Origin of the sequence: Maridesulfovibrio sp. (genome assembly GCF_963676065.1) — a bacterium.
In the GTDB taxonomy this organism is placed as follows: Bacteria; Desulfobacterota; Desulfovibrionia; order Desulfovibrionales; family Desulfovibrionaceae; genus Maridesulfovibrio.
This window is the reverse complement of record NZ_OY780933.1, coordinates 1,290,001-1,310,325: the sequence shown is the minus strand read 5'-3', so window position 1 is coordinate 1,310,325 and position 20,325 is coordinate 1,290,001. Positions and strand designations below refer to the sequence as shown.

Annotated in this window: 14 protein-coding genes and 2 rRNA genes (1 of these 16 only partly in view); 7 read left to right on the top strand and 9 right to left on the bottom strand. The window is 47.2% G+C overall.

Going from position 1 to position 20,325, the window contains the following annotated elements; genetic code table 11:
- The first annotated feature begins 23 nt into the window (after window positions 1-23).
- The 3 genes from ACKU35_RS05830 to ACKU35_RS05820 all read left to right on the top strand — a co-directional run bounded on the left by ACKU35_RS05830 (window position 24) and on the right by ACKU35_RS05820 (window position 5,271).
- On the top strand, window positions 24-4,154 hold the full coding sequence (locus tag ACKU35_RS05830) for a two-component regulator propeller domain-containing protein (RefSeq protein WP_319764030.1): 4,131 nt from the start codon (window positions 24-26) through the stop codon (window positions 4,152-4,154).
- The gene (locus ACKU35_RS05825) at window positions 4,151-4,669 is read left to right on the top strand and encodes a DUF2269 family protein (protein WP_319764028.1); all 519 of its coding nucleotides are present in this window, start codon (window positions 4,151-4,153) and stop codon (window positions 4,667-4,669) included. Before ACKU35_RS05830 ends, ACKU35_RS05825 begins: the two co-directional genes overlap by 4 nt.
- 182 nt (window positions 4,670-4,851) lie before the next feature.
- Complete coding sequence (locus ACKU35_RS05820) at window positions 4,852-5,271, top strand: hypothetical protein (RefSeq protein ID WP_319764026.1); 420 nt, start codon at window positions 4,852-4,854, stop codon at window positions 5,269-5,271.
- Window positions 5,272-5,323: 52 nt separating this feature from the next.
- Here ACKU35_RS05820 and ACKU35_RS05815 read toward each other — a convergent pair whose 3' ends face one another.
- Window positions 5,324-7,483, bottom strand: coding sequence for a PAS domain S-box protein (locus ACKU35_RS05815; protein ID WP_319764024.1), 2,160 nt, complete (start codon window positions 7,481-7,483; stop codon window positions 5,324-5,326).
- Between the two features lie 121 nt (window positions 7,484-7,604).
- Window positions 7,605-8,642 (bottom strand): DUF1786 domain-containing protein, encoded by a 1,038-nt coding sequence (locus ACKU35_RS05810; RefSeq protein ID WP_319764022.1) that lies wholly within the window; start codon window positions 8,640-8,642, stop codon window positions 7,605-7,607.
- A gap of 141 nt (window positions 8,643-8,783) precedes the next feature.
- Between ACKU35_RS05810 and ACKU35_RS05805 the strand changes: the two genes are divergently transcribed.
- Window positions 8,784-9,602, top strand: a complete 819-nt coding sequence (locus ACKU35_RS05805; protein WP_319764020.1) for an alpha/beta fold hydrolase — start codon at window positions 8,784-8,786, stop codon at window positions 9,600-9,602.
- A gap of 54 nt (window positions 9,603-9,656) precedes the next feature.
- Here ACKU35_RS05805 and ACKU35_RS05800 read toward each other — a convergent pair whose 3' ends face one another.
- Entirely contained in the window at window positions 9,657-11,246 is a 1,590-nt protein-coding gene (locus tag ACKU35_RS05800) for a HEAT repeat domain-containing protein (protein ID WP_319764018.1), read from the bottom strand.
- 29 nt (window positions 11,247-11,275) lie between these two features.
- Window positions 11,276-11,734, bottom strand: coding sequence for a chemotaxis protein CheX (locus ACKU35_RS05795; RefSeq protein WP_319764016.1), 459 nt, complete (start codon window positions 11,732-11,734; stop codon window positions 11,276-11,278).
- Window positions 11,735-11,961: 227 nt separating this feature from the next.
- Here ACKU35_RS05795 and ACKU35_RS05790 point away from each other — a divergent pair, with 227 nt between their 5' ends.
- Window positions 11,962-13,203 carry a nucleoside transporter C-terminal domain-containing protein gene (locus ACKU35_RS05790; protein ID WP_319764014.1) on the top strand — a complete coding sequence of 414 codons (1,242 nt, stop codon included), beginning with the start codon at window positions 11,962-11,964 and terminating at the stop codon, window positions 13,201-13,203.
- Window positions 13,204-13,224: 21 nt separating this feature from the next.
- A complete protein-coding gene (locus tag ACKU35_RS05785; RefSeq protein WP_319764012.1) occupies window positions 13,225-14,973 on the top strand; it encodes a chloride channel protein in 1,749 nt (582 codons plus the stop codon).
- Between the two features lie 47 nt (window positions 14,974-15,020).
- Here ACKU35_RS05785 and ACKU35_RS05780 read toward each other — a convergent pair whose 3' ends face one another.
- Window positions 15,021-15,206 (bottom strand): hypothetical protein, encoded by a 186-nt coding sequence (locus tag ACKU35_RS05780; protein WP_319764010.1) that lies wholly within the window; start codon window positions 15,204-15,206, stop codon window positions 15,021-15,023.
- Window positions 15,207-15,412: 206 nt separating this feature from the next.
- On the opposite strand from ACKU35_RS05780, the gene ACKU35_RS05775 reads away from it, so the two are divergent.
- A complete protein-coding gene (locus ACKU35_RS05775; protein WP_319764008.1) occupies window positions 15,413-16,480 on the top strand; it encodes an HD domain-containing phosphohydrolase in 1,068 nt (355 codons plus the stop codon).
- A 27-nt stretch (window positions 16,481-16,507) separates the two neighbouring features.
- On the opposite strand, the gene ACKU35_RS05770 is transcribed toward ACKU35_RS05775, so the two are convergent.
- The 4 genes from ACKU35_RS05770 to ACKU35_RS05755 all read right to left on the bottom strand — a co-directional run.
- Window positions 16,508-17,470 (bottom strand): AEC family transporter, encoded by a 963-nt coding sequence (locus ACKU35_RS05770; RefSeq protein ID WP_319764006.1) that lies wholly within the window; start codon window positions 17,468-17,470, stop codon window positions 16,508-16,510.
- Between the two features lie 61 nt (window positions 17,471-17,531).
- Window positions 17,532-18,110: a pentapeptide repeat-containing protein gene (locus ACKU35_RS05765; protein WP_319764004.1), complete on the bottom strand. Its 579-nt coding sequence runs from the start codon at window positions 18,108-18,110 to the stop codon at window positions 17,532-17,534.
- A 264-nt stretch (window positions 18,111-18,374) separates the two neighbouring features.
- Window positions 18,375-18,489: ribosomal RNA gene (gene rrf, locus ACKU35_RS05760) — 5S ribosomal RNA — on the bottom strand.
- Between the two features lie 84 nt (window positions 18,490-18,573).
- Window positions 18,574-20,325 (bottom strand): 23S ribosomal RNA (locus ACKU35_RS05755) (it continues 1,184 nt past the right edge of the window).

Genomic DNA, 20,325 nt, shown 5'->3' with positions numbered 1-20,325 from the left:
CACACTCTGAAATGGATCGACTGATGCTTCTAAAAACTAAATCTGCGGCCATCATCACAGGTATTCTGATAATATTCATTATTTCTATAATACCGGCACAGGCGTTTCAAAACAACCTCAGGTTTGATCGTTTGTCTTTGAGCGATGGTTTGTCACAGTCTTCCATTCTGTGCATGGTGCAGGATTCACAAGGCTTCCTGTGGTTCGGAACATATGACGGACTGAACCGCTATGACGGCAGACACATAAAAATCTACAAAAACACAAAAGAAAAGGGCAGCCTTTCCGACAGCAACATACGCACCCTTTACGAAGACCGATCAGGCACACTTTGGGTCGGGACCAAAAGCGGTGGACTAAACCGCTACAACCGCAGCACCGACACCTTCACCAGCTTTCAACCTGATCCTGATGATGCCCATTCCATATCAAATAAAGCGGTAAGCGCTTTGTTTGAGGATTCCCAAGGGCAGCTCTGGGTGGGGACTCAGAATGGCCTGAACATTTTTAACCGTAAGTCAAATTATTTCAAGCTCTTCAGACACACATCCCTGCCGGGCAGCATCAGCAACAATGAAATCCGGTCCATATATGAAGACCTGCAGGGACGCATCTGGGTGGGAACAGCCGGAGGGCTGAACCTTTTTGACAATAAAAATAGAACATTCAAAAGCTTCATGCACGATCCGGATGACGAAAATAGCATCTGCGACAACACCGTGCTCTGTTTTTACCAGCAGAATAAAGATGAATTGTGGGTGGGAACCAAGCGCGGGCTATCCATTCTGACCCCCTCTAAGGGAAAAATAAAAAATTTGTTCCAGTCACTGGAAATCAATGAAATATATAATGACAGCTCCGGCAATCTCTGGCTGGCCACACTCGAAGGCTTAGCCAAAAGGGACCCGCAGACCTCCGGCCTCATTCCGGAAAAAATGAAATTCACATTTTTCCGTAACAATCAGCTCGACCAACAGAGTCTGGGCAGTAACAAAGTCACCAAAATCCTTGAAGACAATTCCGGGGTAATCTGGGTTGCCACTTATACCAATGGATTAAGCAAGCTTACCCCCAAAATGCAGGCCTTCGGAATCCTGACCCGCAAGCCGTGGAAAAAAAATACTCTTTCCGGGCTGGAAGTAAGCGCAGTTCTTGAAGATAAAGAAGGATTGCTTTGGGTCGGAACATACAAAAACGGCCTCAACATCTATGATCCCCGCAACGGTAAAATACAGAGCTACAGCAAAAAATCGCCTGCCCCGTGGAACTTATCAGGTGACCGGATAAATTGTATATTTCAAGATAATTCCGGGCTTATATGGGTAGGGACGCGCAAAAAAGGCGTCTTCGTAATCAACAAGAAAAAGGGAATCGTCGCCAGATATAAACGGGACAAGCACAACCCCGATTCACTTAGTCAGAACAATATCTGGTGGATATACGAAGGCAGCATGGGGTACATCTGGATCGGGACCAGCAAAAGAGGGCTGAACCGTCTGGACCGTGAAACCGGTGAAATAAAGCACTATAAGCACTCTGATTCTGATCCGACCAGCCTCGGACATAAAAGGGTCCGCAATATTTTCGAGGACAGCAATCACAACTTATGGGTCTGCACCAATGCCGGGCTTGACCTAATGGACCGGGAGAAAGGCACTTTCAAGCATTTCAGTCATATTGACGGAGACCCGCACTCACTTTCAAATGACCGGGTTACTCCCATTGCGGAAGCCGCGGATGGTTCTCTGTGGGTGGGAACAGATTCCGGGCTGAACCGTTTTGATCCCGTAAGCGGCATTTTTACCCGCTACACAGAACAAAACGGACTCGCAAATGACGGGATACAGGGTCTATGCCTCGACAGCAAAGGACATATCTGGGTTTCTACATTTAAAGGAATATCCCGCCTTGACCCGATCAGCGGCAAAGTATGGAATTTCGGTCCTTCCGATGGACTGCAAGGCATCGAATTCTGGATCAATTCCTATGACAAAGGTCAAAGCGGGAAAATGTATTTCGGCGGACTTAAGGGATTGAATATGTTCAACCCCGACGACATCAAGGTAAACATTATACCACCGCAGGTGGTCATTACCGGAATGAATATCATGAATTCGCCAGCCAGGCTTGAACGCAACATCACCGAATCGGACAGTGTCACCCTCTCATGGAAAGACACCATGTTCAGCTTCAACTTTTCCGCTCTTGATTACCAGAACCCCGCCATGAATAAGTATCAGTACATGCTGGAAGGTTTCAATGACGATTGGATTGATGCCCCGGAAGCCACTGCGACATTCACCAATTTCGATCATGGTGAGTACATATTGAAGGTTCGGGGATCAAACAGCGACGGGGTGTGGAATAAGATAGGAACCAGCTTGAAAATAAGCATTATTCCACCGTTCTGGAAAACATGGTGGTTCAATCTCGGGCTGTTCACAGCCTTAATTATGCTGCTGTTCTTAATAATCCACCTGCGAACCCGTAGAGTTGAAAGGCAGAAGGCACAACTTACCCGGGAAGTAGAGGCGAGGACCGTTGAGCTCAACCGGGAAATCGAAGAACACAAAGATACCGAAAAACAGCTTGAAAATGCTATCCTGAAAACAGAAGAAGCAAACGAGGCTAAGAGTATATTCCTCGCCAGCATGAGCCACGAGATACGCACTCCGCTCAACTCCATACTCGGAGTTGCCGATCTACTTAAGAATTCAGGAATAACCGAAGAACAGGCCGAATACGTCAACATCTTTGAATCATCCGGTGAAGTCCTGCTTACCATAATCAACGACATTCTCGATTTTTCAAAAATTGAAGCCAACAGAGTCAAGCTGGAATCCATTCCGATGGACCTGCTTCATGAAACGGAATCACTCATATCCCTGCAAACCACAGCGGCTTCATCGCGCATGGTAGAACTGGTTCTGCGCTTCAAGCCCGAAGTTCCAGAATTTGTTATGGGAGACCCCACCCGCTTACGCCAGATCCTGCTCAATATCCTCTCCAACGCGATAAAATTCACCAGCCGAGGAGAAGTGACAATGGTCGTTTCCCGCTCCAGTGAAGATCATTTATCCGGCAACATAACTTTCACTATTTCAGATACCGGAATAGGTATTGAACCGGAAAAGCTGGAAACCATATTTGAACCGTTTTCACAAGCTGATTCCTCGACCACCCGCAGGTTCGGAGGCTCCGGTCTGGGACTCTCCATCAGTCGCAAACTGGTCGAACTCATGGGTGGGACCCTCACAGCCTCCAGTTGCCCCGGCAAAGGCAGTACCTTCACAATTAGTCTGCCCATGCCACGCGCCTCTCAGCAGCCGGAAACGGTCCGCCCGGATCTGGAATATTCCGAAATACTGGTGGCGGCCCGCAACCCCGTTGCATTGGATTCGCTTTGCGAAACCCTGAAATATTTCAACGGAGCGACAACACCCTGCTCCACTGCCCAGAGCCTGCGCATGCTGCTTTCGCCCACGCAAAAGAACAGGTTTAAACTGCTAGTTTACGACCTTTCACTTGAAAATGCGCAGGGCCTGAAACTACTGCACTCGCTTCAGGATGAAGGAGTAGACCTCCCTCCGGTACTGATGCTGCAGCAGGGGGCCGCTTTTGAGCGCAGCATGCTGGACCAGAGCATCAAAGGAAGAGGCCAGCCCATGCCTGTTTCAAGACGGCTGCTACTCCACAATACGATAGAATTACTGGGCATAACATCATATACTGATGACACCGTACAGGCTGAAAACCGACTGCATCTTCCGGCCATGAAGATCCTGCTGGCGGAGGATAACTTTTCCAATCAGGAACTGATCAGGCTTTTTTTAAAAGACACGGGAGCGACCCTTACAGTAGCGGCAGACGGTAAACAGGCATTAAAAATGGCAGTTAATTATAGTTTTAATATAATCCTGCTTGACATGGAAATGCCAATTATGGATGGATACAGCTTTCTGGAAAAATTCAGAAAACATGAAAAGGAAACTCACCGGAAACGGACTGGAATTATTGCGCTTACGGCCCATGTATCTTCAGACTATAGAAGTAAATGCATCAGCGCCGGTGCCGATAAATTCATGCCCAAACCCATAAAAAGGGAAGACCTGCTGAAAGCATCCCTGGAAATTTATAACAAACTAAAAAAATGAACAGACTGACCTCCAAACAAACAAAATGGCTACGCGTCCTGCACATGATCAGTGCCTGCCTATGGGGCGGAGGAGCACTTTCCATGGTCCTGCTGCACTGCCTTTTTACTCCGGTCTCGGGGGAAGCCCTGTTCGGGCGCGATATCTGCCTTAAGCTGGTGGATCAGTATGTAGTCACCTCCGGAGCGCTCGGTTGCCTGCTTACCGGATTCCTGTTCGCATGGAAAAACGGATGGGGATTCTTCAAGTTTAAATGGATCGTCATCAAATGGATCATCAACCTCGGCTTCATCATTTTCGGATTCGCCTTCTATATGCCGTGGCTGGAGCACATGAGCGATCTTTCCGCAAACACGGGGGATCTGGTCCTTCAGACCCCGGAATACCTGCGCAGCCAATCGCTCAATGAGATCTCCGCCTTCGCGGTTCTCGGCTGCCTGATCTTTCTGGTCTGGGTTTCCGTATTCAAGCCGTGGGGAAAACTTACATTCAATCATACCCCGCACGACAGCTAAGAAACGAAAGCAAAACACAAAATGAGCACAGGTATACTTTCAGCAGGTAAGACAACCTTATCAGCTTGACATTACCATGCCGCAAATGCTTGATTCTCTTTTTGTCCCGCCACTGGAGCAGGGCTATTTTCATCACAAACAAACAGCCTGACGGCTGCAGAATATATCAGGGAGAAAAAACTATGGACAAAGGTTACGCGGAAACTATCGCCTCCGACATCATGCAGATGCTGGAATCAGCAAAAGGCAGCGACCTGGATCTCAACAGCGGATTCCAGAATGACGCTTTTACCGCTGAAAATTTTTCCTTCGGCTACTTGTTCTATCCCCGCGACATGCTGCTTGCCATCCCCCAGCTTCCGCAGGCAGTAAGAAAAAAGATCAAAAAATCAAACATACTCGGAACTGTTGATCTTGAAGGCAAAAAAATAGGAATCCACCTCATATGCGCCATCAACAAAGGCTTCGATGAAGTGGACTCAGCTAAAGACATAATTGCCGGGATCAATAACAAAGAACTCATGGACTTCAAGGAACAGATCGCCGGAATCCTGCACAAGGACCTCGTCGGCAATATTGAAGAAAAAGGAACCGAACAATAAATTACAGCCGGATTGCCGTGGAACCATCTGGTTACCGGTAATCCGCTTTTCCTTATGCCTTGTGGGGAACAAGCTTGGCGATGACTTTGACCAGCTCGTCGATTTTAACCGGTTTTGATGAGTAAGCGTCCATACCGCTATTGAGAAACTTTTCGCGGTCACCTTCCATAGCGTAGGCAGTCAAAGCTATGATAGGAATATCATTTCCCTGCTCCCTGATCCTTTTTGTTGCTTCCAGACCATCCATTTCAGGCATTTGCACATCCATAAGGATCACATCAAAGGTTCCACTCTGTTCAAGAAGATTCAACGCCTCGATACCGTTTTCCGCTGTTTCCACCTCAAATCCCTGTTCGGTCAGAAAATGGGCAATGTAAAGCTGATTGGTGGCGTTGTCTTCAGCCAGAAGAATACGCGCCGGAACGGTTTCTCCTGAGTCTGATCTCTCGAATTTGATAACAGGACTTTCTTCGCAGTCACCCACGCTGGACTTGAGCCTGACGGTAAATTTGAACTCAGTACCCCAGTCTTTCTTGCTGCTGAAGGTAATCTGACCACCCATCATCTCAACCAGTTGCCGGGAGATAGCCAGCCCCAGCCCGCTTCCGGGATGACGCTTGGAATATCCGGCATTGAGCTGCACGAAACTTTCAAAAAGCTTCTCCGCCTTATCATCAGAAATACCTATCCCGGTGTCTTTGACAATAAATTCAAGGACTGCGCCCTCGGCAAAACTACCCACATGGTTCACTGAAACTTCAACATAACCCTTCTCAGTAAATTTAATAGCGTTTCCAACGAGATTGATGATGACCTGTCCCAACCGGTACTCATCACCGTAGTAGCAACGGGAGACATTGTCATTGACGTTGGCCCGCAATTCTATGCCTTTTTCCTCGGCCTGCACTTTAAGCACAGCAAGCTGTTTTTCCAGCATATCAAAGAGATTGAAATCATCAGACCGCAGCTCCATCTTACGGGCTTCGATCTTGGAAATATCGAGTATGTCGTTGATGATATGCAGCAGTGATTCCGCAGCCTTTTTGACCGTTACCAGATACCCCTTCTGTTCTATGCTCAGATTTGTATTCAGGGTCATTTCGCTCATACCGATTATCGCACTGATCGGAGTGCGAATTTCGTGACTCATGTTGGCGAGAAATTCACTTTTGGCCCGGCTCGCTTCCTCCGCGGCATCACGGGCTTCGCAAAGCTCAGCCTCGCTGCGTTTGCGTTCCGTAATATCCTGCCCCACGGCAAGGACACCCAAAGCTCCACCCTTGGCATCAAGCAAACGGGAAAGGGACCACTGCATAATGCGCTCTTCCCCGTCCTTAGCTATCACGTAATTTTCAAGCAAGCGCAGGGAATTTCCGGAAAGCACGGTTGCAAACTGACGGTTATGGTCCGCCCAAAGCCGCTCCGGCACAAACAGTTCATAATAGTCACGGCCCAGCACTTCATGCCGGGTTCTGCCGAACAGATGCTCAGCCATGCGATTGAATTCAAGAATCTTTTTATCCGGAGACAGCAGAATAATTACGCTTTCTGCCGTTTTAACCAGTGAGCGGAAACGATAGGCACTTTCCTTGAGGGCCTCCTCAACCTTTTTGCGGGTGGTGATATCCTCAACAGTAGCCACAACTTTTGTGATTGAAGCGTCAGCGGAAAAAATGGGGGAAGCATTGATGGAAAGCAGTACCCGACGACCATCCTGCCAATGGATGGCATGGCGGATATCGAGCACAGCATTGCGGATTTTCATTACCCGGTTAAAAGCCAGACGCTCATCAGGAAAAGGAGCCCCGTCATGAGCGGAAATTCGCCAGACAGGATCATCATGCTGCTTGCCGATGATTTCCTCACGGGCCACACCATGAACACGGGCAGCCTGATCATTGGCAAAAATAATCTTACCGCCCTTATCCATCACCAGAATTCCCATAGGACTGGTTTCCATGATGCTGCCCATGAGATCACGCTCTCGCTGTAACTCTACCTCCACCTTCTTTCTTTTATCTATGTTCAGATAAAGAAATCCAATGAAAGCCAGCAGAACAGTAATAATAATCCCCGCTCCGATGACCAGAATTCTATCCAGATTACCGGCTCCCAACTCCGTAAGAGTAGCCGAGAGCCAACCTTCGGCAAAGATATCCGTACAACCGGGCAGAACAAACAAGCATGCAAACAGTATGATACGCAGCTTCATCTTAAATCTATTGTTTCCATCTATGAGGTTAAGGGAACTATAGCATCATAAGTAATAAACTGATCGTTTCACCATTAACGTCATTAATCCATGAGAGCAAGTTATTGATCAATAATATTCATTACAACACTCCACTCAACTCCATTCCTTTGATAAGCCCGAAACAGCCTGCAAGCATCATATCTCCTCCGGGAGCCGGATATTCAACAGGAAGTCCGTCCATCATGGAGCGACGGGGACCCATTACGTAAGTAGGAGTAAACCCCTGCGCTTCTTCGGGAAGATTCAGAGTCAGGCAGCCGTGCCCCCAGTCATCAAAAACATCCTGAAAGGTAAGTTTGCCCTGTCTAAATCGTAACGAATCATTCCAGAGTTTTTCTGGAGTCATATTTCCGGTATGGTGCTCATAAACTCCGAAAACCGCCCCCTTATAAAGCAGGAACGACACGGTATGACTATTACCTACGTTGATCAGGCAGACTCCCTCACGGTGGCTGTGCTCCATAATCTCATCCATAAAAAGAGCACCCAGCACCGCGGCTGCGCCGGTATCGCTTACAGCCCCCCCTCCTATACTATCCTGCAACTCGGCCATACGCGTAAATTCCTGCGGAACGTTCTCAAAGACCAGACTTTCCGGACGACCGTCGTTTTCCAGCAATAGATGCTTCCAGAGATTGAACCGACCGATACGATTACTTTTTCCCGGATGATAACCATGGTCCTGTACCGAAGCCGTAATGTAGTCAGGGTATTCAAGTCCTGCCGCGGCAAAAAAACCTTTCCACCACTCAGAGTCGAAATCGGCAAGGGGAACCTCAATGCAATCCGCAGGTTTTTCCTCAGAGAGAAGAATCCCGTTCTTTTCCAGCCGGGTAAGATCGTCCCCGAGAGCCAGAGCCGCGCGCGGATGGGCATAAACTTTGTACCCAGCCTCCATATGCGGATAGACGGAGCGCCCGAAACCACCACCCATATTCCTGCCCGAAAGGTAGATATCGCGCCCTGTTTCCGTAAGTTTCTTAATCTTATCCCCTATTACCCGAGCAGGTGAAGGCAGAACAAATTTGAAACAATTTTCGATCTCAACACCTTTCATGTAATATAAGACATCCTGAGTACCGCTGCCGATATCCAGACTTAAAATTGTATTTTTCATTTCAGCTCTCCCATTTGTAACGATAAAGATTGAGAATTATGTTGCAGGTGGAAACAATATGCGTCAATTGAAAACAAACTGCTGGCAATTTATGCAGACCCTTGGAAAATGCCAACAGAGAAACTAAAACCGGAACCACCCATGAAAATCATCATTCTTGCCATTCTGATTTTACTTCTGCTGCCTTTGCCGCTTTTCATCTTTGCTGCATTCTGCAATCAAAAAGAAATCCGCGAGCGGGGTTTTAAAAAGGCCCTCATGGAACTGACGCAGGCCGAACTCTCAGCGGGATTCAGTCTGCTCACGGCAATATGTACCCGACCATTAACCTTCCTGAGCGACCTGCCGCTGATCAAAAAAAACGGTGATAACACCCCGATCCTGATGGTTCACGGACTCTACCACAACAAATCCGCGTGGGTACTTATGCGTTACCGTTTGAATCTGGCAGGATTTACCGGTCTGCACACATGGCAATACAACAGCTTTACTACATCTTATCCTGAGCTGGTGCTGGAACTACGGGATATAATTTCAGAATTGCACCGGAAATCAGGAAAAAAAATAATCCTCACCGGACACAGCCTCGGCGGTCTGCTTGCTTGCGGTGCGACGCAAGACCCGGAAATAGAAAAAATGTGTGCCGGAATCATCAGCATGGGAACACCCTACGGCGGAAGCATTCTGGCATCCATAGCCATCGGCAGACTGGGCCGCAGTCTGCACCCTGACAGCAGCCTTTTCAAAGGCGAAGACAAAATCGGTTACCCAAAAGTAATTAGCAAGACAGCTATTGTCTCACCCACGGATGAATTGGTGCTGCCGTGGAAAAACCTTATCCCCCGCCCGGATGACTGGTCCGTAATACGCTGCCCGGCTCTTGGTCATGTAGCCATGCTGTATAGCGGTAAGGTCTGCGAAATTGTCACACAAACAATCAGAACCATCCAAAAAACATAAAAAAAGAGAAGACCGTTTCAGCCTTCTCTTTTTGATTGATCCTAAATTAAAACCTTAAGAAACATATTCAGCTATTTTAGACTTCAACTGGTCTGCGGTAAAAGGCTTGGTGATAAAATCGTCCACCCCGGTTTTACGCGCGAGGTCCTGCTGTGAATACTCTGATTCAGTGGTGACCATGATCACCGGGATATCCGCATATCCTTCAGTCTGACGGAGCTTCGATACGAATTCCATTCCATCCATGACCGGCATATTCATATCAGTAATGATCACATCAAAGCCTTCATTCAACTCGATATGGGAGTAGGCCTCCAGCCCGTTTTCAGCAATGGACGGTTCGTAGCCGGCGCTGGTCAGGATACTGCGGTACAGGGCAAGCATGGACTTGGAATCATCAACAGCCAGAGCCCTTTTTTCTCCGAAAGTCGCAGTCTCTGGCAACCGCGCTATATCTTCCTCGGCCTGCGCCCCTCCGATTTCAAGGAGCTTACTTCTAAAGGCTTCATGGACTTCAGAATCCTTGGAAGCGGCAACCGCATTCATGAGGAAACGGCCAATCTTACCTTCACCGTAGAGCCCCTGAAAAACATTCACGGCCTTAGCTGTAACAATGGCCCGTAAAATTTTTCCTGCCTTGCTTCCGCCCACACCGATAAGTTCCACCAGTTTTTTGATCACACCCGGATTAACGAGCTCGTCAAGTCCGGTCATAACCGCAACGGAAATAAGTTCGTCATCATCGTCCAGCCCGTCGAGAAGACTGACCACGGCCTTCAAAGTTCCAATCCGGCCTATGGCTTCATAGATTGCGTATTTGACGCTTGAATCAGTAGAGTACTGCTTTTCAATGGCATCCATGAGCGGATCGAGACCTTTTTTATCACCGATAAAACCGAGCACATTGGCCGCAAGGATTAAATCGTCCTTTTCGGAATCAGGGTTGATCACTTTAGTCACATACGGAACAGCCGTACTGCCCAGACAGGTAAGGGAATCGGTAACCACACGACGCACAGTGGGATTACGGTGATGAAGGTTGGCAACGATGAAATCCAAAGCTTCATCACTGCCTATAACTGCAAGGGATTCAACAGCCTTCCAGGTGGTCAGATCGCAGACTTCATACCGGTCATCTTCATCATTGCGTTTCACAAATTCTTTGAGAGCCGGGATGGAGTGCTCATCCTTAAGTTCGGCCAGCATTTCAATCGACATGACCACAATAAGGTCATCTTCGTTGTTGATGTTGGCCCGGAAAAGATTCAGGGCTTCCGGGCCCCCTATCTTGGACAGGGAACTCAGTATTTCAAACATAAGGTCGGCATCGGGATTATCTTCGGCCATACGTAACAGTACGGGAACCGCTGTTTTAAACTGGAATTCACCGCAGACTCTGATGCACAGGGTGCGTAGCTTTCCATCATTGTTGTCCAGCAGATCAACCGTTTTCTGCTCATCGACTGAGAGAACACCGTTCAAGGCGGTGACAACCATGTAATCTACGGATGTGTCTCCAAGGGGATTCTGGAAAAGTTCAATCAGTTCTTCCTGTTCTGCCGTATTTTTGGCTATGGCGACTTCATTTAGAATACTGATCTTGTCCAAGAAAGATTTTTCCCTGAAACCAGTTAACATAGACATATTTTAATCTCTCTTTTTTTCAATAAATCTTATTCAAAGCAGAATTCAATGGTGAAATCCCCGGCTTCGGAACTGAAGGGGATTGCCATAATAGGCGTAGTGGCGATGTGGGTGATGCTATGGTTATCCCCCATGATTACGGAGGGTGTCGCGCCGGAAAACTGAAGTCCCTGTTCAGCCAGACCTGCACGGGCCTGACCGGAAACCATGTTGGTGATCTCACCTACTGCATCCTGCACATCCTGCAGAATATCCTGAATGTCATCACCCAGCATATTTTTAACTATGGTGACTGCGCAGTTTTTTGTGAAAGTGATAGAAATAGTACCATTCATATCACCTGTAATACCCACCAGCCCTGTAACATCACCAACAGCGGTTTTAGTTTTCTTCACATAAGGCTTCCCCGGCTTAGGGGTGATCATCGCCATCATTGACAGGACATCAACAGCAGCCTTGATAAACGGTTTGGCAAGTTCAACATTCATATAAATTTTCCCTACATCAGAAGTTTTTTCCAGCAGCAGGAGCACCATAATTTTATGCTCTATTCCCACTTAGATCACAATTTGAAACATACTAACTGTAAAAGTAGAAAGGTTCAAGAGCCTTAATTAAAATCATCTGGAAAAACCAGCCAAGTTGCAGGGTTGGGTAGGATCATGTACTCAATATCATTATTACTGATATTTTATATTAATTTAGGAAGATAAACATGATTCAGAGCTTTAGTGGACTGCTCGGCCTTATATTCATCACATGGCTTTTCAGCGAAAATAAGAAAAAAATCAGCCTGAAGAACATCGTAACAGGGCTGGTGCTGCAATTTGCTGTTGCTGTGATAATGCTCAAAATACCATTTTTCAGTGACCTTATTCTGTACCTGAACCATGCGGTTGATGCCCTCCAGAAGGCCACTCAGGCCGGAACAAGCTTTGTATTCGGATATCTTGGCGGTGGCCCGCTCCCTTTTGTTGAAAATTCTCCGGGCGCAAGCTGGACCCTCGCATTCAGGGCGCTACCGCTTATTCTTGTGGTCAGTGCGCTTTCGGCCCTTCTCTTTTATTGGAAAATCATCCCGGTCATTGTACGCGGCTTTTCAATAGTCCTGCAAAAAACCATGGATATCGGAGGAGCGCTGGGACTGGGAGTTGCCGCCAACATTTTCGTGGGCATGGTCGAGGCTCCGATAATCATTGCGCCGTATATAAACAATTTAAGCCGCAGTGAAATGATGACCCTGATGATCAGCGGCATGGCTACAATCTCCGGCACGGTGCTGGTTCTTTACGCATCCATACTCAATCCTATTCTTCCCGGTGCCATCGGCCACATTCTTACCGCATCCATTATCAGCGCACCGGCGGCGATTCTCATCTCACGAATCATGATCCCGGAAGAAAAAGGGCATCATGGGGAAGACGGACTGGCCATAAAAAGTACTGCCAGCAGCTCCATGGATGCCGTGGTCAAAGGTACAACGGACGGGATAAACCTGCTGATCTCTGTCGTGGCCATGCTTCTGGTGCTGGTTGCCCTTGTCTCCCTTACCAACCAGATTCTTTCCTTTATGCCCGAAGCAGGAGGCGAACCGATTACCCTGCAACGAATTCTTGGTTTCATAATGTGGCCTGTGGTCTGGCTCATGGGTATACCGGCCGGAGAGGCTTACACTGCGTCATCACTAATGGGAACCAAGACAATTCTTAATGAATTTATGGCTTATATACAGCTGGCTGGACTTCCCGAGGGAGCGCTTTCTCCCCGCTCTACAATTATCATGACCTATGCCATGTGCGGCTTTGCCAACCTGGGCAGCCTCGGTATCCTCATCGGTGGCCTTGTCAGCATCGCACCTGCACGCAAAAATGAAATCGTAGAACTGGGAACTAAATCAATCATAGGCGGGACTTTAGCTACCTGCATGACCGGCACTGTGGTAGGATTGCTTTATTAAATAAACAAGGAAGCATATTGCATGTTCAAATCGGTTAATGGAATAAGCCCGGCAGAACTGAAACATTTCCTGCACAAGAGGGCCCCCTCACGCAATGCGATGCTCATCCTTGCGGCAATTGTCATCGGTGCAGGCTCGGCACTGGCCTCTGTGGGACTGCACAAGGCTCTTGAATTCCTGACCATGCTCCGCAAAACCAATGCCCATCAATGGTGGATGTTTCTGCTTCCTGCTGTCGGCGCCGCTACTGCTGTTATACTAAGCCGGAATGTTTTCAAGGAATCCGGCGGGCACGGTGTTGGAGAAGTAATTGCCAAGGTTGGACTGAAGCAAGGAATCCTGCGTCCCATATCCATAATCAGCGCCCTGCTGACGAGTCTGTTGACCATTGCCAGCGGCGGTTCCGCTGGCCCGGAAGCCCCGGTTGTTGTGAGCGGTTCCGCCATGGGTTCCAATCTTTCCCGGCTGTGCCGGATGAGCGGCCAGTCACGCATGACCCTGATCGGGTGCGGCGCGGCTGGATCCATATCAGCAATTTTTAATGCCCCGGTAACCGGGATGATCTTTGCCGTTGAAATCATACTCGGAGAATGGACTCCCTACCATCTTATTCCCATTGCCATTTCTTCAGTGGTAGCCACCCAGACTTCCCGGCTCCTTGAAGGTAACGTCATCCCTTTCATTGATAAGTTCCCGCCTATGGGCGTAACCGATCTTGGAACATCCATCGTGCTGGCACTGCTGGCGGCAATCCTCTCAGTTTTCTTTGTACGATCTATCCGGCACGTGGGATCAGCCTGCTCCTCATTCACCAGCAAGCCATGGATTAAAGCCGCTGCCGGAGGATTGGCGGTGGGTCTAATCGGGATTTTCCATCCGCTGGCATTGGGCGAAGGTTATACTTCCATCAAAATGGCAATCCACGAGACCCTGCCGGCTGGAATAGGCGTCATCGCGCTCATGGTCATACTACGTATCGCCACAACATCTTTCACGCTCGGCAGCGGCGGACTGGGCGGCATCTTCGCCCCCTGTCTGGTCATAGGTTCTCTCTTCGGGGCACTTTATTACAGGATAATTTCTCAATTCATCCCTCAAAGCATCCTCACAGGGGAAGGTTCATACGCCCTGCTGGGCATGGCCGGACTGGTCAGCGGCGTGATGCAGGCCCCTCTTACCAGCGTATTTCTGGTTCTCGAAATCACACACGGTTATCAGGATGTAATGCACATAATGACTGTGACTTTCCTGTCCTCAATGTTGACCCACGCCTTTGAACCGTCTTCCTTTTACTTTAAGGATCTGGTGGAAAAAGGCTTGCTGCTGCGTCCCAAAACCGATGAAAAGATTCTGGCTGATATCGATATTGAACAACTGGTGAATCAAGACCTGGCTCATGCATCACCTCAGATGACGGTAACCGAGTTTCTTAAAATATTAAGCAGCACCAGCCAGACGCATATTCCCATAATCGACAGTGAAACGAAGGAATTCAAGGGTATGGTGGATGTCATATCTGCCCGTTCCGCCATTCTGGACCCGAAACAGCAGCAAAGTAATATCAGCGAAGTAGCAATCGACAGAAATGCCCCAATAATCGACAATAACATGGGAGCGGCCGAAATTCTGGAAATAATGAACCGCAGCGGGAAGAGAACCCTGCCGGTCATGAAAGACAATTCTTTTACCGGCTTCATCAGCAAAGAAGACATCCTCGCGGCATACAGAGGAGAAATGAAATCATATTCAAAGCGCGACAACCTGTTCTAAAAATTCCGCATGATCCGCTTCAAAATGATCCGCTCGCGCAGCAGAGATCAATTCTGCCCGTTTTCTTTTTTATCCTTCCCGTTTACCGGAACCTCATCATCAACATACTTATCTTTAACAATCGAATCAGCCACCCGGCCCATCACTTTCTCAAGCTTCTGTTTCAGATCCGGTTCTTTTTCAAACACTTTTTTAGAAACACTCATAAAATTATGAGGCAATTTATCAGCCATAATAACCATCCCGACGCTATATTTAATAGAAAACAAACTTCATGCTACATAAAATAATACACCTACCAAACGCACCTGTATATTTAAAACAATGGAGTTATCATCTAAAATCAACATGTATATTTACATTTTAGCTAACCTGTAATAATGTTTAAATTTAGATTCCCCTTGAAAAGGGCCACCCTGTCTGCAAAGGAAATATCGTTATGAACGGAGACGCTGCTACCAAGAATGCCGGAACAGAAGAATTCCTGCAAATAAGTTTCAATATCTTGAACACATTCGGAAGTAAGCTACCTGTTTCATTGTGTATTCATGATGACGAATTTCAACGGGTAATTCCTCTTTTTGCTAAAGATACCAGACTCTCCCAAAAAAAACGTGAACAGGTCAATGACTACTGCACTGAAGGTAATCTTTTCATTTCAAAAGAAGATTACACATCTCTTGCCGGACACATCAGTCAAAATCTAGGAGCATTACTGACCGAACATTTTCTCGATGAAACCGCTGCAGCTGAAATTTTCTACAACGGAGTGTTGGAAAAAGTAAGATCATTTTACTCCAACCCCATAGGAGAAACTCTTGCAGAATTAAAAACAGTACTGGCTATTTTCTGTGAATATGTCTGGGTTGATCCCAACAGGTGGACATATTTTTTTAATACACTCAAAAGAGAAAACGATATTTGCTGCCATTCTGTGAATACACTCTTTGTCGGCACATCCATTTATCTAAAAATATTGTATAAGCCCGGCGAGAAAATGGATCTCAATCCGCTGGCTATGGGACTGGTTTTGCACGATCTTGGCATGACTCAGATTCCTCCGGCGGTAGTAACCAAAAAATCAAAGTTACTCTATAAAGAAAGAATGCGCATGCAGGAGCATGTAGATATTGCTGAAAAAATGCTTAACCGACTTGAAATCAGGGATGAAATAGTTAAAACTTGCGTTTTTGACCATCATGAACGCATTGACGGCAGTGGTTATCCCAAGGGACGTCGCGGAGATACTGTTAAACTTGAAGCGCGTGTATGTGCAATATCTGATGCTTTTTGTGGCATGATCTCTGACCGCTACCACAGGCCGGGGCTCAATCCCATACTTGCGGCAATTATTCTGACTGAAAGTAAAACTAAATATGACCCCGCGCTCACCAGTTCCTTAATTTCCTTCATAATCGCCAATAATCCCGAGATGAAAGCTCTGCTGCAGGATAAAGCAAAAATGAAACAGCTCAGGACCATTGCTTTGCAAAAAGCAGCACAATAGCCCTAGCCACAGCCCGGGCAACCTACGCTATCTCATTAAGGGCAAACCGTAATATTCGGCAACAACAAGAGTAAAAAACATGGCCGGAACGTAGAATATCATTGAGGCCAGAACTGTAGCTGAAGTCTCAGCTTCGCAGGTGTTATAAGTCTCTGCCAATACGCAACACAAAGCCGCCACCGGCATGCCCGATAACAGAATTCCCATCAACAACATCTGATCCTGAACACCGAAGGCAAGAAGACAACCGGCTGCCATCAACGGATGCAGAATCAATTTGAAAAAATTTACCAGTCCTATATTGAGCAACTTCAATTCCATCTTCTGACGAACAATCAAAATTCCGATGGCAAACAAAGCGCAAGGGACCGAGGCCATGCCGAATTGATGCAACCCCGTAGCCAAAAAATCGGGCAACCCTATTCGGAAAAAAGAAAAAAGACCTCCCGCGAAAAATGAACCTATCAATGGGGTCTTGAGCATAGAAAACGCTATCTGACCGACGACCTTCAAATTAGATTTAGATTTATCCGCACGGTGCAGCTCACAAGTGGCGACCATCATAATTATGATTAATATGGGTAGAAGAATTGCCAGTGTGGTGGCGATAAATGCCTGCCGACTACCATCGAAAAGATACAGCATAATCGGCAGTCCTAAATATGCGGAATTTGGAAAACATGCAGCTCCGGCCCGCATCGCGTCTTCTGTAAAATGTCCCTTGAATACATATTTTGAAATAAAAAACATCAGCCAATAAGTGCCAACCATGGCACTGACATATCCAGCTATAAATCGCCCCTGTGCAATCTCATCAAAGGGAGTGGTGGCCAATGATCCGAACAGCAATGCAGGCAGGGTAAAGTAATAGACAAAACCATTCAGAACAGTCGCAGTATTCTCAGGTAAAATTTCCCAGCGGTAAGCAGCTGCACCGGCGATGACCATAAGAAATAAGGGAATAAGAGCACTAAGAACTAATATCAGCATTTTTGTATCTACATTTTAAGATGTTGAGGGAATGGTAAAAAAACATCTGGCCGAAAGGCAGCTAGATCAGCTTAATTTCCAGATTGGCAAGTAAAGCAACAGCTTCAGGCAGTGAAAATTTAGCCTTTTTAAGTTTATTCGTTTCCGCATTCATGAAATAATTTCTGGATGTTGTGAAGTCTGCATTAGTAAGGTCGTTTTGATGAAACTGGCATGCGGATAAATCGCAATCATCAAATTTTACGCGAGCCAATTTAGAATCTGAAATTGTTGCCTCACGCAAAGAACAGGAATTGAATTTTACTTTGAGCAAATTCTGGGAACTGAAGGAACACCTATCCATAAGACAGTTCGAAAACTGCGCAACAATAACCGGCCCTAGATTGCCCCAGTTTATTCCCAACAATTTTGAATCCCTGAATTCAGTATCAATGATCTTTGAATTATTGAATACAGCAAGAGCCATATTGCAACCAATGAATCTGCAGTCCTGAAATTCGCAATCAATAAATTCTGCATACTGCAAAGACGCGGCCTTAAATGTACATCTATAAAAAGTAACTTCCTGTAAAACCTGCTCGTTCAGATCAATATTCTCGAAGAATTCATTTTCATACGACTCGCAGTCATCAATATTCATCGGAAACTCCTGCATATGCATTCTTCGGTTCTTCAATACTCCTCAACACCTTCAACATCAATCCCTAAGCAACATGAGCTCTTCATTGATCTCAGCAGAATATTTTCGTCCGCAGCTCAGATGATGTAGTCACCCGAGTCTATTTCAAAGGATAAATCCCACAAGCGACAGATCAACTATGCGGCGGTAGGATTTGTATCTTTTCCCTTTAATCATTAGACGCAAGAAAGCCCCCTTGAGTTAACAAGGGGGCTTTGAAAAAAAAGCTTGCGACGACCTACTTTCCCACTAGCTACCTAGCAGTATCATCGGCGATGGAGAGCTTAACTTCCGAGTTCGGAATGGGGTCGGGTGTGACCTCTCCTCAGTGGTCGCAAGCAAATTTGCTTGCTTCGATGAGCAAAATATATGGTTTTAATAGAGAAGAATTACCTTAACTTAGTTAAAGTTAAGGGAAGAGAAGAAAAATAAGTCGCACGATTTATTAGTACCGGTCAGCTGAATGTGTTGCCACACTTACACCTCCGGCCTATCAACCAGGTGGTCTACCTGGAATCTTTAGATGCTAAAGCATAGGGATAACTTATCTTGAGGCAGGCTTCCCGCTTAGATGCTTTCAGCGGTTATCCCTTCCGAACTTAGCTACCCTGCAATGCCACTGGCGTGACAACAGGAACACCATAGGTTCGTCCACCCCGGTCCTCTCGTACTAGGGACAGACCCTCTTCAATTATCCTACGCCCACGGTAGATAGGGACCAAACTGTCTCACGACGTTTTAAACCCAGCTCGCGTACCACTTTAATCGGCGAACAGCCGAACCCTTGGGACCTGCTTCAGCCCCAGGATGTGATGAGCCGACATCGAGGTGCCAAACCGCGCCGTCGATGTGAACTCTTGGGCGCGATCAGCCTGTTATCCCCGGCGTACCTTTTATCCTATGAGCGATGGCCCTTCCATGCGGGACCACCGGATCACTAAGACCAACTTTCGTTCCTGCTCGAGATGTCTCTCTTACAGTCAAGCTCCCTTATGCCTTTGCACTCAACGGCTGGTTTCCAATCAGCCTGAGGGAACCTTTGCAAGCCTCCGTTACTTTTTGGGAGGCGACCGCCCCAGTCAAACTACCCACCAGACACTGTCTCCAAGCCGGATAACGGCGTTGGATTAGAATTCAAAACTATCAAGGGTGGTATTTCAAGGTTGGCTCCACCGACACTAGCGTGCCGGCTTCAAAGCCTCCCACCTATCCTACACATGATAGTCCTAAACCCAATGTCAAGCTATAGTAAAGGTGCACAGGGTCTTTCCGTCTTACCGCGGGTAACCGGCATTTTCACCGGTAATTCAATTTCACTGAGTCTCTGGTTGAGACAGTGGGGAGATCGTTACGCCATTCGTGCAGGTCGGAACTTACCCGACAAGGAATTTCGCTACCTTAGGACCGTTATAGTTACGGCCGCCGTTTACTGGGGCTTCAATTCGGAGCTTCGACCGAAGTCTAACACCTCCTTTTAACCTTCCAGCACCGGGCAGGCGTCAGTCCCTATACATCGTCTTACGACTTAGCAGAGACCTATGTTTTTAGTAAACAGTCGCCCCCCCCGATTCTCTGCGGCTCCAAACAGCTCGGAGAGTAAATAACTTCACCGTCTGGAGCATCCCTTCTCGCTAACTTACGGGATCATTTTGCCGAGTTCCTTAACCAGAGTTCTCTCAAGCGCCTTGGTCTACTCGACCCGACTACCTGTGTTGGTTTGCGGTACGGTCAACAAATGCTAAACTTAGAAGATTTTCTAGGCAGTCTGGAATCACTCACTTCAAACGTAAAGTTACGGCATCGCATCTCGGCCTTAAAGAGTCACGGATTTGCCTATGACTCAAGCCTACGTGCTTACACCGGCATATCCAACAGCCGGCTGAGCTATCCTACTGCGTCCCTCCATCGCACACATTTGCTGGTACGGGAATATTAACCCGTTTTCCATCGACTACGCCTTTCGGCCTCGCCTTAGGGACCGACTAACCCTGGGAAGATTAGCTTTACCCAGGAAACCTTAGTCTTACGGCGAACAAGTTTCTCACTTGTTTTATCGTTACTCATGCCAGCATAATCACTTCTCATTAGTCCAGCAAACCTTCCGATTCACCTTCATCCCATCTGAGAACGCTCTCCTACCGATGCGAACTAGTCGCATCCCGTAGCTTCGGTACCA

Coding starts and splice junctions, on each gene's coding strand:
- ACKU35_RS05830 (WP_319764030.1), top strand. CDS start 24: ATGCTTCTAAAAACTAAATCTGCGGCCATCATCACAGGTATTCTGATA.
- ACKU35_RS05825 (WP_319764028.1), top strand. CDS start 4,151: ATGAACAGACTGACCTCCAAACAAACAAAATGGCTACGCGTCCTGCAC.
- ACKU35_RS05820 (WP_319764026.1), top strand. CDS start 4,852: ATGGACAAAGGTTACGCGGAAACTATCGCCTCCGACATCATGCAGATG.
- ACKU35_RS05815 (WP_319764024.1), bottom strand. CDS start 7,483: ATGAAGCTGCGTATCATACTGTTTGCATGCTTGTTTGTTCTGCCCGGT.
- ACKU35_RS05810 (WP_319764022.1), bottom strand. CDS start 8,642: ATGAAAAATACAATTTTAAGTCTGGATATCGGCAGCGGTACTCAGGAT.
- ACKU35_RS05805 (WP_319764020.1), top strand. CDS start 8,784: ATGAAAATCATCATTCTTGCCATTCTGATTTTACTTCTGCTGCCTTTG.
- ACKU35_RS05800 (WP_319764018.1), bottom strand. CDS start 11,246: ATGTCTATGTTAACTGGTTTCAGGGAAAAATCTTTCTTGGACAAGATC.
- ACKU35_RS05795 (WP_319764016.1), bottom strand. CDS start 11,734: ATGAATGTTGAACTTGCCAAACCGTTTATCAAGGCTGCTGTTGATGTC.
- ACKU35_RS05790 (WP_319764014.1), top strand. CDS start 11,962: ATGATTCAGAGCTTTAGTGGACTGCTCGGCCTTATATTCATCACATGG.
- ACKU35_RS05785 (WP_319764012.1), top strand. CDS start 13,225: ATGTTCAAATCGGTTAATGGAATAAGCCCGGCAGAACTGAAACATTTC.
- ACKU35_RS05780 (WP_319764010.1), bottom strand. CDS start 15,206: ATGGCTGATAAATTGCCTCATAATTTTATGAGTGTTTCTAAAAAAGTG.
- ACKU35_RS05775 (WP_319764008.1), top strand. CDS start 15,413: ATGAACGGAGACGCTGCTACCAAGAATGCCGGAACAGAAGAATTCCTG.
- ACKU35_RS05770 (WP_319764006.1), bottom strand. CDS start 17,470: ATGCTGATATTAGTTCTTAGTGCTCTTATTCCCTTATTTCTTATGGTC.
- ACKU35_RS05765 (WP_319764004.1), bottom strand. CDS start 18,110: ATGAATATTGATGACTGCGAGTCGTATGAAAATGAATTCTTCGAGAAT.